10 protein-coding genes, 1 tRNA gene and 2 rRNA genes (1 of these 13 only partly in view) are annotated in these 12,513 nt (G+C 62.5%); 8 read left to right on the top strand and 5 right to left on the bottom strand.

The annotated features are described in order from the left end of the window. The 3 genes from ASD76_RS12415 to ASD76_RS12405 all read left to right on the top strand — a co-directional run. Positions 1-1,147 (top strand): 23S ribosomal RNA (locus tag ASD76_RS12415); it begins 1,648 nt to the left of the window's first position. Positions 1,148-1,256: 109 nt separating this feature from the next. Then, positions 1,257-1,371, top strand: a 5S ribosomal RNA gene (gene rrf / locus ASD76_RS12410). A 135-nt stretch (positions 1,372-1,506) separates the two neighbouring features. After that, a tRNA-Met gene (locus ASD76_RS12405) sits at positions 1,507-1,583 on the top strand. A gap of 333 nt (positions 1,584-1,916) precedes the next feature. On the opposite strand, the gene ASD76_RS12400 is transcribed toward ASD76_RS12405, so the two are convergent. The 4 genes from ASD76_RS12400 to ASD76_RS12385 are packed head-to-tail and all read right to left on the bottom strand — an operon-like array spanning position 1,917 to position 5,513. Further along, on the bottom strand, positions 1,917-3,338 hold the full coding sequence (locus tag ASD76_RS12400) for an amidase (protein WP_055923363.1): 1,422 nt from the start codon (positions 3,336-3,338) through the stop codon (positions 1,917-1,919). Positions 3,339-3,346: 8 nt separating this feature from the next. Further along, positions 3,347-4,345: an SMP-30/gluconolactonase/LRE family protein gene (locus ASD76_RS12395; protein ID WP_055923362.1), complete on the bottom strand. Its 999-nt coding sequence runs from the start codon at positions 4,343-4,345 to the stop codon at positions 3,347-3,349. Further along, entirely contained in the window at positions 4,345-5,142 is a 798-nt protein-coding gene (locus tag ASD76_RS12390; protein WP_055923361.1) for a hypothetical protein, read from the bottom strand. Before ASD76_RS12390 ends, ASD76_RS12395 begins: the two co-directional genes overlap by 1 nt. Beyond that, positions 5,139-5,513 carry a DUF6152 family protein gene (locus tag ASD76_RS12385; RefSeq protein ID WP_055923360.1) on the bottom strand — a complete coding sequence of 125 codons (375 nt, stop codon included), beginning with the start codon at positions 5,511-5,513 and terminating at the stop codon, positions 5,139-5,141. The genes ASD76_RS12390 and ASD76_RS12385 overlap by 4 nt, the downstream gene beginning before the upstream one ends. 170 nt (positions 5,514-5,683) lie before the next feature. On the opposite strand from ASD76_RS12385, the gene ASD76_RS12380 reads away from it, so the two are divergent. Together ASD76_RS12380 and fumC are read left to right on the top strand one after the other, a co-directional pair. After that, the gene (locus tag ASD76_RS12380) at positions 5,684-6,313 is read left to right on the top strand and encodes an NAD(P)H-dependent oxidoreductase (RefSeq protein ID WP_055923359.1); all 630 of its coding nucleotides are present in this window, start codon (positions 5,684-5,686) and stop codon (positions 6,311-6,313) included. Between the two features lie 28 nt (positions 6,314-6,341). Continuing rightward, positions 6,342-7,733, top strand: a complete 1,392-nt coding sequence (fumC, locus tag ASD76_RS12375) for a class II fumarate hydratase (RefSeq protein WP_082553819.1) — start codon at positions 6,342-6,344, stop codon at positions 7,731-7,733. A 16-nt stretch (positions 7,734-7,749) separates the two neighbouring features. On the opposite strand, the gene ASD76_RS12370 is transcribed toward fumC, so the two are convergent. Next, positions 7,750-8,169, bottom strand: a complete 420-nt coding sequence (locus tag ASD76_RS12370) for a MarR family winged helix-turn-helix transcriptional regulator (RefSeq protein ID WP_055923358.1) — start codon at positions 8,167-8,169, stop codon at positions 7,750-7,752. 272 nt (positions 8,170-8,441) lie between these two features. On the opposite strand from ASD76_RS12370, the gene ASD76_RS12365 reads away from it, so the two are divergent. The 3 genes from ASD76_RS12365 (at position 8,442) to ligD (ending at position 12,374) form a co-directional block, all read left to right on the top strand. Then, positions 8,442-9,290, top strand: coding sequence for a Ku protein (locus tag ASD76_RS12365; RefSeq protein WP_055923357.1), 849 nt, complete (start codon positions 8,442-8,444; stop codon positions 9,288-9,290). Positions 9,291-9,399: 109 nt separating this feature from the next. Beyond that, positions 9,400-9,870 (top strand): MgtC/SapB family protein, encoded by a 471-nt coding sequence (locus ASD76_RS12360; protein WP_055923356.1) that lies wholly within the window; start codon positions 9,400-9,402, stop codon positions 9,868-9,870. Next, positions 9,867-12,374, top strand: a complete 2,508-nt coding sequence (ligD, locus tag ASD76_RS12355) for a DNA ligase D (RefSeq protein WP_055923355.1) — start codon at positions 9,867-9,869, stop codon at positions 12,372-12,374. The genes ASD76_RS12360 and ligD overlap by 4 nt, the downstream gene beginning before the upstream one ends. Positions 12,375-12,513: the final 139 nt, after the last annotated feature.

The raw sequence follows: 12,513 nt of genomic DNA, 5'->3' as shown, positions 1-12,513 counted from the left end.
AACGCAAGTTTTGGTGGGGGGCACAGGCCAGGGGGTAGCGACTGTTTAGCAAAAACACAGGACTCTGCTAAGTCGGCTTCAAGACGACGTATAGGGTCTGACGCCTGCCCGGTGCCGGAAGGTTAAGAGGAGGAGTGCAAGCTCCGAATTGAAGCCCCGGTAAACGGCGGCCGTAACTATAACGGTCCTAAGGTAGCGAAATTCCTTGTCGGGTAAGTTCCGACCTGCACGAATGGCGTAACGACTTCCCCACTGTCTCCAGGATATGCTCAGCGAAATTGAATTCTCCGTGAAGATGCGGAGTACCCGCGGTTAGACGGAAAGACCCCGTGCACCTTTACTGCAGCTTCAGAGTGGCAGTGGAAAACAACTGTGTAGAATAGGTGGGAGACTTTGAAGCCCTGGCGCCAGCTGGGGTGGAGTCAACCTGTGAAATACCACCCTGTTGTTTTTTACTGTCTAACCACGCACCGTTAGCCGGTGTTGGGACCCTCTGTGGCGGGTAGTTTGACTGGGGCGGTCGCCTCCTAAAGAGTAACGGAGGCGCGCGATGGTAGGCTCAGGCCGGTTGGAAACCGGCTGCGAGAGTGCAATGGCATAAGCCTGCCTGACTGCGAGACCGACAGGTCGAGCAGAGACGAAAGTCGGTCATAGTGATCCGGTGGTCCCTCGTGGAAGGGCCATCGCTCAACGGATAAAAGGTACGCCGGGGATAACAGGCTGATGATTCCCAAGAGCTCATATCGACGGAATCGTTTGGCACCTCGATGTCGGCTCATCACATCCTGGGGCTGGAGCAGGTCCCAAGGGTTTGGCTGTTCGCCAATTAAAGTGGTACGTGAGCTGGGTTCAGAACGTCGCGAGACAGTTTGGTCCCTATCTGCCGTGGGCGTCGATTGTTGAGAGGAGTTGCCCCTAGTACGAGAGGACCGGGGTGAACGTACCTCTGGTGTACCTGTCATTGCGCCAGCAGTGCCGCAGGGTAGCTATGTACGGACGGGATAACCGCTGAAAGCATCTAAGCGGGAAGCCTCCCTCGAGATTAGCAATCATAGAGTCGTGATAGACCATCACGTTGATAGGCCGGGTGTGGAAGCGCAGTAATGTGTGGAGCTAACCGGTCCTAATAACTCTGTTCATGCTTGAGAATTCCACCATCGACGACAGGCCTGCTAGGTCTTGTCCCGTGGAGGACGATCACAGCTGGATAAACGCCTCAACAAGCATCGATTAACCCGCACACGCCAGCTTCATTGCTTGGTGGCCATAGCGCCTGTGACCCACCCGATCCCATCTCGAACTCGGACGTGAAACCAGGCAGCGCCGATGGTACTAACGCTTAAGCGTTGGAAGAGTAGGACGTCGCCAGGCATTGTAGCTGACGTGCAGCGGAAGAACCCATTCATATGTCAAAGGGCTGTCCCTCCGGGGACGGCCCTTTTTCGCGTCTCTACAGAGTTCGCGAAAAGGGCCTTTGGCGCTCAAGCCGGAGGCTAAAAACGGTGCCGCGGGGTGGAGCAGTCCGGTAGCTCGTCAGGCTCATAACCTGAAGGTCGTTGGTTCAAATCCAACCCCCGCAACCACCAATACCCATTCCGCCCGATACCTTCGCAGGTCTCGGGCGTTTTTGCGTTCTGGGCGCAGCAAGACGTGTTTGGCGACGGATTTCCGCCACCGCACCCCGAGATCTCCGCTCCCGGTCGTGGTGTCTTCTTGCCTGTAGATGGCTGTCCAACGCGCAACGCTGGATGAGTTGTCATCAACCTAAGCGCCCGCGGTCCGAACTTCAGGCCAATGATAGTCCCCTTTTGCGCGGCCTTCTCTGTCGTGAGGTCGGTCCCACACGAATGAGGTCCACAGTTTAGCTAATCCATGCCCCGCGGACGTGGCCCGCGAAATGACGCCTAATTAGCGGTTTACGCCAGGCCCGGCGGCGCCTTGAATCCGCCGGTCACCTGCTCGGCCAACTCAGCGAAGCGGATCGGGGTCAGGTCTTCACCATAGGGACCGATGATCTGGATGCCGGCCGGCAAACCTTCGACCAGTCGGCCAGTCGGCATGACCGTTGCGGGAAGGTTGGCGACAGTCGCCAAGCCCTGCCAGGTGAAGTCGAGATAAGGCGCCGGCTGACCGTCGATCGTGATCCGTCGGAACAACTGATGCGAATGGACCCCGCTGCCTTCCGCCATGTGAGGAAAGGCGACAACCGGGACGGCCGGGCACAAGAGGACGTCATAGTCCGCGAAGTACTCCGCCCAGGCACGGAACAGATGTTCGCGCCTCTCCGCGAGGCCGAACCATTCGCCAAGCGTCGCCCGCATATAGCGCCCTAGCTTGGCGGCGATGCCGGTCTCGTCCTGGTCTGCAAGCTTTTCAAACGCTTCGGCCTCGTTGGGAGCCGGGGCGCCAACAATCGCAAACAGCGTCTGCAGGTAGATATCATGGCTGTCAGCCGGATCGACCGGCAGCTCTACGGCCGCCACATTCGCTCCCGTTTGCCGCAAGTCCGCGATGAACGCCTCAAGCGCGTTGCGATAGGCAGTGTCTACCCGATAGGCACCGTCTCCCATCCACACACCAACCCGGAAGCCTTCGATCTGTTCGTGCCTTGGGGCACGCAGGCGGTTGGTTGAGAGAACCGACATGAGCTTGGCGAGATCGGCGCCGCTACGGGCTAGCGGCCCGGCGACACCCAGTTCGGGCTGATGAAACATGCCCGGCGGCGGTGGAATGTGGCCACGCAGGGGGACGGCAGCGTAAGTCGGCTTGTGCCCGAAAACGCCGCAGAAATGCGCCGGGATTCGGATCGAGCCACCTATGTCGCTGCCCAGTTCGAACGCGGTAAAGCCCGCCGCCACAGCTGCGGCCGCGCCTCCCGAAGATCCGCCGACGGTACGCTCGGGGTTCCAGGGATTGCGGCTAAGGCCGTAGATCGGATTGAACGACTGCCAGTCGCTCGCTCCGGCGGGCAGGTTGGTCTTGCCAAAGATCACGGCGCCGGCTTCCCGCAGCAAGGTAACGGCGTCAGCGTCCCGTTTTGGTCGATGGTCGCGCAGATGTTCGAGCCCGCAAGTGGCCGGCATCCCGGTGACTTCAAACGAATCCTTCACGGTGATCGGCAGTCCCGCCAACGGGCCGAGCAATTCGCCACGGGCGCGACGGCGATCGACTTCCTCTGCATCCGTCCGCGCCCGATCGAGATCGAACGCGACGACCAGATTGTAGACGGGGTTGAAGCGCTCGATCCCCTCCAGGTAGGAATCCAGCAACTCGACCGCGCTGATCTGCTTGCTTTGCAGCAGTCCTAGCTGACTCGTGGCGGTTTCGAAGTTGATCATGCGTAGGCCTACTTCCTGAAGCCGGCAGCTTGAGTGTTCACCCGATAGATCGTCATCGCCACATTGCGCACGCCCTCAGGTGTGGCCCAGGCGGTGCCGTCCGGCGTAACCGCGCCCATTGCGCCGACGTAGAGCGTCTTCTTGTCCGGACCCGCGAAGGCTGCGGTAATTGCCCGCCGCGGCACGGGAATTATGCCGAGCTTCTGGCCCGCCTTATCGAACACATAGAGTCCGGCATCGGCTGTGACATAGAGCCTGCCCTCAGCATCGACCGCGAGCCCATCACCGCCGAAGCCGCCCTGCGGTTCACTATCCAACGTTGCGAAATCGCGGCGATTGGACGGAGTTCCATCCGTCCCCACGTCAAACGCGATGACCGTACCCCTGTTGGTGACGTAGAGCGTCTTGCCATCCGGGCTGACCACCAGGCCGTTGGTGAACAAGCCACCGCCTTCGGCCACGGCGTTGACCGAGCCGTCGGCCTTGACGTGATAGATCCCGCCCTGGGTGTAATAAGCGCCGCCATGTCCGTCGGCCGCGACATCGTTGAGCCGGCCGAGCGTCTTGCCATCGGCAAAGGCGCTGGCGAGCACTTTGCGCTCGGGCGTTAGCTGGACCACGCGGGTGGCTTCGGCGCAGCCTGGAAGCTTCAGGCCGGGATCGGTGCACGTCCGCTCGACCGTAAACAGGCGTCCCTGGCCATCGACCGACACGGCGCCCGCGCCGGAGATGTACGGATAAAGAACCCATTCCTTACCGTCGGGCCACAGCTTGCGGATCGAGTTGCTCTGCTCCTGCGCGAACAGCAGGGCGCCGTCCGCGGAGCCGACCATGCCGTCTGCGGTCATCGGCCCGGACCACGCCCTGTCCCACTGAGCATCACCCGAGATGACCCCGGCGATCGCCGGGATGTCCGCCGCTTTCTCGCCCGGAAGCAGCGCCTGCGCCGAAGCCGGAACAGCGAGCGCCATTCCCAGCATCAGTCCGGATACGATTGTCCCCTTCATCAGTGCTGCCCCTCCGGATGTGCCGGTTCGATGGTATTGATCTGGCCATCGAAGCCGGTGCGGTCGTTGTCGAAATCGATCTGGATCATACGATCGAACCCTTCGTCACGGACGTAAGTGAGCCGTGACTTCCAGGGCCCCGTCAGCGTCGTGGGGTCCTCGATGGTGACTTCGGAGACCAGGCGATCGCCATCCATCCGGATGCGTTCGAGATAGTGCGCCTCCTCAGACAGCGGAGGCGCCGTGTGGAAATAGATGTTTGGATTCTTCACCGCCTTGGTCTCGATAACCAGGGTGTCGCCTTCCCAATGACCGATCGAAGTTCCCCACACAGTCGGCCACAGATCCTCCGCGGCCGGCATGGCGCGGCCATCGGTGTAGATGTGGCGGACGTCGCCGTAGGGGCTGATGATCAGCGTCTCTTCGGGGGTGATGAGGAATTGCAGCGGAGCGGCGGAGTCCATCATCATCGGATAACCCCAGCCCATCGCCTTGCGGCCGGGAGCGATTCTCATCCGCTCGGCCATGCGGGCCTTGCCTTCATCGTTCCACGGTGCGCCGAAGCCGCTCAGGGTCATGACCGGAACGGCCGGCGCTTTGCCGGTTTCGCGCATTTCGATTGAGGCGGGCGCAATCCCGCCGATGGTCGTTCCGGCCTGGCCTTCACCGACCCAGTAGCCCGACCAATAAGGAAGCTTGGCAAATGCCTCGGACCGTTGCGCCTTGTCTTGAGCGAACGAGGGACCGGCCAAGGCGAGCGAAGCGGCGCCGATTGCCACGACGAGCCCCAGCCTCACGCGGGCTTCCCGATCGGCTTGCCGTCAGCGCCGATCACCTCGAGCACGACACCGCCGGGCATGCCGTTGCGCAGCGGGTGGACTGTGATGGAAACCTTGGCCCCTGCCTTCAGCGAGGAAGGCCGCCAACCGCGAGCATAGAGATACATCGGCGCACCCATCTCCATGCTCCATTCGACGTCCTTTCCGGAAGCGTCCTTGGAGATCATCTGGATGTAAGCGTGGGGATTGGTCCACTGGAACTCGGTGACCGTTCCGCTGACCGTGACTTTTTTCTGGTTATCAAACATCGCCATGCTGTGATGGGCCTGCGCCCCAACACTAGCCAGCGACACGGCCAGGGCAGCCGCCCAGGCGAGACGAAGCCGCATATTCCTTCTCCCAGGCTCTTCCGGCCTTCGAGCCATGATGACACCTGCAAATGCATCCGTCATCAGGGGAAATTGACGAAGTCTCTTTTGGGTTGCGGCCTAAGAAGCTGGAGTCATAGCCAAACTCTTTGCTAGACTGGCGGCACCCCCCTTTCCGAAGCGAGTGCGCCATGTCCGAGACACTCAAGCACGCGATCATCGTTTGCCATCCCGCCGAACAGAGCTTCACCATGACGGTCGCCGACCGTTACGCGGAGACTGTCCGCGCCTCGGGGCACGAAGTGGTGGTCCGCGATCTCTACCGCCTGGGGTTCGATCCCGTACTGCAGGATGAGGAACGTCACGGCACACCGCGGGCCGATGTTGAGGCGGAGTGGGCGGCTCTCGGCAAAGTCGATGTGTTCGTGCTCGTCTATCCGATCTGGTTCGGCGCGCCGCCCGCGATGCTCAAGGGCTATATCGACAGGGTGTTCGGCGCCGGGCGCCAGCTGGGAAATGACGGCAGCGGCGGGGCCGCCAGCCTGCTGGTGGGGAAACGGCTCGTGTCGCTCACTTCCTCCGGCAGCCTGAAAGCCTGGCTAAGCGAGAAGGGCGTGTTCGGCTCCTTGCGTACGGTGTTCGACCGATATCTGGTCGATGTGTTCGGTTTCGCCGAAACTGCGCGCTATCACTTCGACGGCGTCGGCCCGGACATGGAGGAGAAGGACGTTCGTTTCCATCTCGCCGAGGTCGAGAAGGCCGCCAAGGAAGTGATGAGTCGTCTCTCTCCGAACTGGGAACCCTATAAACCGGTACGATAAGGCGACTAGCCTGAGCAGGAGGACTGAGTTGGGCGAAACCCGCATCGAAACCGACACCATGGGCGAGATCGCCGTTCCCGCAGATAAGCTGTGGGGCGCGCAAACCCAGCGGTCGCTCGAGAACTTCCGCATCGGCGGGGAGCGGATGCCGTTGCCGGTGATCCATGCGCTCGGCACGGTTAAGCGCGCTGCGGCGCTTAGCAACCGCAAGCTCGGCCTGCTCGACCCAAAGCTGGCCGAGGCGATCGTCGTTGCCGCTGACGAGGTGATCGCGGGCAGGCATGATGATGAATTCCCACTAGTCGTCTGGCAGACCGGTTCGGGCACCCAGAGCAACATGAATGCCAACGAGGTCATCGCCAACCGGGCGAACCTCCTGCTCGGCGGCCACGTCGGGACCAAGTCGCCGGTTCACCCGAACGACCACGTCAACATGAGCCAGTCGTCGAACGACACGATCCCGACGGCGATCCATATTGCCGCTGCTGTCACACTCACGGCCGACCTCTTGCCGGCGTTGCGCCGCATGGCAGACCAGCTCGAAGCCAAGGCCAAGGCCTGGGCGAGCATCGTCAAGATCGGCCGGACCCACACCCAGGACGCGACGCCGCTCACTTTGGGGCAGGAGGTTTCCGGCTATGCCCGGCAGGTTCGCGTGGGGATCGAGCGGATCGAACAGACGCTCCCGGGACTCTATGAGCTAGCCCAGGGCGGCACGGCCGTTGGTACCGGGCTCAACGCCCCAAAGGGTTTCGCCGAGGCCGTGGCAGCTGAGATCGCCGAGGCGACAGGGCTGCCCTTCGTCACCGCGCCCAACAAGTTCGAGGCACTCGCGGGGCAGGACGCCCTGCTGTTCACCCACGGCGCGCTCAACACACTCGCGGCGAGCCTCTACAAGATCGCCAACGACATCCGCCTGCTTGGCTCAGGGCCGCGAGCCGGTCTCGGCGAGCTGGCACTACCGGAGAACGAGCCCGGCTCCTCAATCATGCCCGGCAAGGTCAACCCGACCCAGTGCGAGGCCCTGACCCAGGTCTGCGCGCAAGTGTTCGGTAATCACACCACGGTGACGTTCGCGGACAGCCAGGGTCACTTCGAGCTTAACGTCTACCGGCCCGTCGTCGCCCACAATGTGATCCAGTCTGTCCGCCTGCTCGCAGAGGCCTCGGACAGCTTCACCACCAACCTGCTTGCCGGCCTGGAACCGCGGCTCGACAACATTGCACAGGGTGTCGAACGCTCGCTGATGCTGGTCACCGCGCTCGCGCCGGCCATCGGTTATGACAAGGCAGCGGCCATCGCCAAGCAGGCCCACAAAAGCGGCGTGACCTTGCGCGAGGCGGCCGTGGCCAGCGGTTATGTCACCGCCGAGGATTACGACCGGCTGGTACGGCCGGAGGACATGCTCGGGCCGGAGTGATCCGGCCGCTAGCTGATTACTCCGGCAACTGCATCTTGAGCTGCGCCACCGCATTGGAGAGGTAGTCGCGCATCAGCCGCAGCCCTTTGGGCGTGAGCTCGATCAGGATCAGGCGCTTGTCGTCCTTGGCCGTGCAGCGGCGCAGGATGTTCTCGTCGCACAGCCGTTCGATGTGCCGCAGGCCCGTGGAGTGAGGCACATCGGCGCCCAGGCACAGGCCCGTGGTCGAGACCCGCTTCCCTTTGACCCGCTGGATGAACAGGTCGAGCAGCATGTCCCATGCCGGCTCGCCGAACAGCGTCGGATCGAACTGGTTCGCGCGCTGGAACCTCAAGCGATAGATTGATGCCGCCGCGATCGCGAGCTCTTCATCGTTGAAGCTCGGCGCGATCTCAGGCTCGACGATTGAACCCGTGCACGCCTCGATATCGGCCACGCGACGCGCCAATCCGCGGACTAACTCACAGACTTCCTTGAATTCTGCCGGTAGCGGCAGTGAGGCTTGCGAACCCAAAACCCTTGCCCTTTATTCGAACATTTTGGTGCATCGTACTCAGGATTTATACTTAGCCAAGTCAAGTGTGTGGATACTAACCACCTTACCAACAGAATACCGATCAACTGTAACAAAGGTGGCACGGCCCGCCGCGGTCAGGAACCACCTCACCCCTCCATGCGCTTTTGCTCCGCAATCAGGAGGCACAGCACATGCCCGCACGCGCCTATTGGCAGGGTCAAATTCGTCTCGCGCTCGTGTCGATTCCGGTGGAGGTCTACGCCGCGACCAAATCCGGCGCGACGATCGCCTTTCACCAGATTCACGAGCCCAGCGGAAAGCGAATCAACTACGAGAAAGTGGTCCAGGGAGTCGGCCCGGTCGACCGTGATGAGATCGTCAAAGGGTACGAGGTGTCCAAGGGCAACTATGTCCTGCTGGAGGACGACGAGATCGAGGCGGCCAAGGTTGAAAGCCGCAAGACGCTCGACCTGGTGCAGTTCGTCGATGCCGGTGAGATCGACGTGTTCTACTTCGAGAAGCCCTATTACGTCGTGCCGGCGGACGACCTCGCCGAAGAGGCGTTCATCGTCCTGCGAGAGGCGTTGCGGAAAGCGAACAAGGTCGGCATCGGGCAGATCTCTGTCCGCGGCCGCGAGCAGCTCGTCTCGCTCAAGCCCTGCGGTAAAGGCCTGGTGCTGGAGACCTTGCGCTACGAAGACGAGGTGCGGCAGGCTCAAGGCTACTTCAAGGCCATCGGCAATGAGAAGCCGAGCAAGGACCTGCTCGATCTTGCCACGACCTTGATCGACCAACGCAGCGCTCCGTTCGACGCTGGCGAGTTCCATGACCGCTATGTCGATGCGCTGAAGACGCTGATCGCCAAGAAGCAGAAGGCCAAGGGCAAGAAGATCCTCGAAGATGTCGAGGAGCCCGAGGTTGCGCGCGGTTCCAACGTGATCGACCTTATGGCGGCGCTCAAGAAGTCGGTCGGGAGCGAGAAGGCCCCGGCGAAGAAGCCGGCCGCGAAGAAGGCTGCACCAGCGAAGAAGCGGGCGTGATTGGTCCTTCGACAGGCTCAGGACGAACGGGCCTCTTCCCCATTTGGCCCTTTCCCCCATCCGTTCGTGCTGAGCTTGTCGAAGCACGCTTGCCCCAGAGCCCGAACCCATGGAGCTAAATCCGCCGATCCTCGTCCACTGGATCGACTATGATCTGCTGACACGACTCGGAGCGGCCGCTGTCCTGGGCTTGCTGCTGGGGCTCGACCGCGAGTTTCGTGGGCGAGCGGCTGGGCTGCGCACACACGGCCTGATCTGCTTTTCGGCCGCGGCGATGACGGTGTCGATGATCTCGCTCTACTATCAGCTCGATACCGCCCGACTCGACGCGCTGCGTATCTTTGAGGCCACCGGCGCCTTCATCGGCATCGTCGGCGCCGGGCTGATCGTGTTCAGCAAGGGCCGGGTGAAAAACCTGACCACGGCGGCCCACCTTTGGCTGACCGCTGTGATCGGCGTGGCCTGCGGCGCGGGGCAGTGGCCGTTGGTGCTGATCGGTTCGGCGATATCGATCCTGATGCTGACGGTCCTGGGCCTGGTCGAGCGGCGCTATTTCCCCGACGAGGACTACACCCAGTGAGCGGACGGGACCCACTCGCGGAGTACAATCGCAAGCGGGACTTCGCCAAGACTGCCGAACCCGCCGGCAAGCGCGCCAGCAGCGAGGGCGGCAATCGTTTCATCGTCCAGAAGCACGAGGCGACGCGACTGCACTGGGACTTCCGGCTCGAAGCGGACGGAGTGCTCAAGTCCTGGGCGGTGACCAAGGGTCCGTCTCCCGACCCCGAGATCAAACGGCTGGCGGTACGGACCGAGGACCACCCGATGGCCTATGCTGACTTCGAAGGCGTGATCCCGAAGGGCGAGTACGGCGGCGGCAGTGTCATGCTGTGGGACCGCGGCACCTGGGCGCCGGTCGAGGGCAAGAGTTGGAAGGATATCGACAAAGGCCACTTGCATTTCACCCTCGAAGGCGAGCGGATGAAAGGCGAATGGCTGCTGATCCGCCTCAAGCCCCGACCCGGTGAAAAGCGCGAGAACTGGCTGCTGCGCAAGCTGGAGGACCAATATGCCGAGGAAGGCGATCCACTGGTCCAGCGCTGCCTGACCAGCGTGCTGACCGGCCGCTCGATGGCGGAGATCGCCGCCGATACCAAGGGCGCCTATTCGCTCAAGGGCAAGAAGGGCGATGCCTTCGCCGCGGAGATGACCAAGGCGGCGAAACGCAACCAGGCGCAGGCCAAGACGCGCAAGTCTCCGGCACGGCCGCCCAAATTTCGCGTACCGCAACTCGCGACCTTGGTTGATGCCGTACCTGCGGGAAACGGCTGGATGCACGAGATAAAATTCGACGGCTACCGCGCGCTGGTTGCTGCGTCCGGAGCAGACGTGCACGTCTATACGCGCTCGGGGCTGGACTGGACCGAAAAGTTCGCCCCACTCGTCGAACGGCTTCAGGCGCTCGATCTCCCACCCTGTCTGATCGACGGCGAGATCGTCGCTTACGGCAAAGACGGGAACCCGGACTTCTCCGCGTTGCAGGCGGTCCTCAAGCGCGGCCACGGCTCGGAGAAGGTGGGTGACGGTCTTGCGCTCCACGCTTTCGACCTGCTCGAACTCGATGGCCGCGATCTGACGCAGTTGCCGAACATCGAGCGCAAGGAACGGCTCGAAGCGCTGCTCGCCGGGGTGGAGCCGCCGATCCATGTTGCCGACCACGTGATCGGGGCGGGCGAGAAGCTGCTCAAGGCCCTGTGCGAGGCAGGGCAAGAGGGGATCATCTCCAAGACGATCGATGGCCGCTATCGCTCGGCCCGCACGCGCAACTGGCTCAAGGTCAAGTGCACCCGGCGGCAGGAGTTCGTGGTGATCGGCTGGAAGAAGTCGAGCGCCAAGGGGCGTCCGTTCTCCTCGCTGTTGCTGGCGCAGCACGAGAAGGGCAAGCTCGTCTACAAGGGCAATGTCGGCACTGGCTTCGACAGCGACACCCTGGGCGACCTTGCCGCGCGAATGGCCAAGCTTGAACGCAAGACGGCGCCGGCGGAAGTTGGAAGGGTGGAAAGCCGGGGCGTGACCTGGCTCGAACCCAAGCTCGTAGCCGAGATCGCCTTCGCCGAGTTCACCGCTGACGGCAACGTCCGCCACGGCAGCTTCCTCGGCCTGCGCGGGGACAAGAAAGCGAGGGAAGTCGTGCCTGAAAAGCCCGTGAAAGCGCCGGAGACTGAAACGGTAAAGATCACCAATCGCGACAGGGTGATCTTTGACGAAGGCGGGCAGACCAAGGGGCAACTCGCCGACTACTACGAGGCCGTCGCTGGCCTCATGCTACCATGGGCTGCGGGTCGCCCGGTCAGCCTGGTCCGCTGTCCGCAGGGCCGGGCGAAGAAGTGCTTTTTCCAGAAACATGATTCCGGGTCGTTCGGCCCGCACGTCCATCACGTGCCGATCACCGAGAAGGATGGCGGCACAGAGGACTATCTCTACATTGAGGACGCTCCCGGCATTCTCGCTTGCGTGCAGATGGGTACGATCGAATTCCACGGCTGGGGCAGCAAGGCGACCGATGTGGAGGCGCCCGACCGCATGGTGTTCGATCTCGATCCGGACGAAGGGTTGGACTTCGCCGACGTGAAGCGGGCCGCCAAGGACATCCACGACCGGCTGGCCGACGTCGGCCTCACCAGCTTCGCCATGCTGTCAGGCGGCAAGGGGGTACACGTGGTGGTGCCGTTGACGCCGGGTCATTCGTGGGACGCGCATAAGGACTTCTCGAAGCGCTTCGCCGAAGCCTTGAGCCTGGCCGAACCCGAGCGCTTCGTGGCGACGATGAGCAAGGCCAAGCGCAAGGGGAAGATCTTCATCGACTACTTGCGCAACCAGCGCGGCAGTACAGCGGTGCTGCCCTATTCGGCTCGCGCGAGGGCTGGGGCGCCAGTCGCGGCGCCGATTGCCTGGGACGAGCTCAAGGATATGCCGAGCGCCCATGTCTTCTCGATCGACGATGCGAAGAAGCTGATCGAACGAGCCGAGGGCAAGGCCCTTGCCGGCTGGGGCTTCGCCGAGCAGGAACTGCCGGACTTGTAGGAGATCAAATCCTCCCCGAGCTTGCTCGGGGAGGGGGACCGTCCGCGAAGCGGATGGTGGAGGGGCTTTTGCGTTTGGCCGCCTACCCCTCCGTCACGCACCTGCGGTGCGCGCCACCTCCCCGAGACGAGCTCGGGGA

The sequence above is a fragment of the Altererythrobacter sp. Root672 genome (genome assembly GCF_001427865.1).
Classification (GTDB): domain Bacteria; phylum Pseudomonadota; class Alphaproteobacteria; order Sphingomonadales; family Sphingomonadaceae; genus Croceibacterium_A.
The sequence above is the reverse complement of the archived record's forward strand: the minus strand, read 5'-3'. Positions and strand labels throughout refer to the sequence as shown.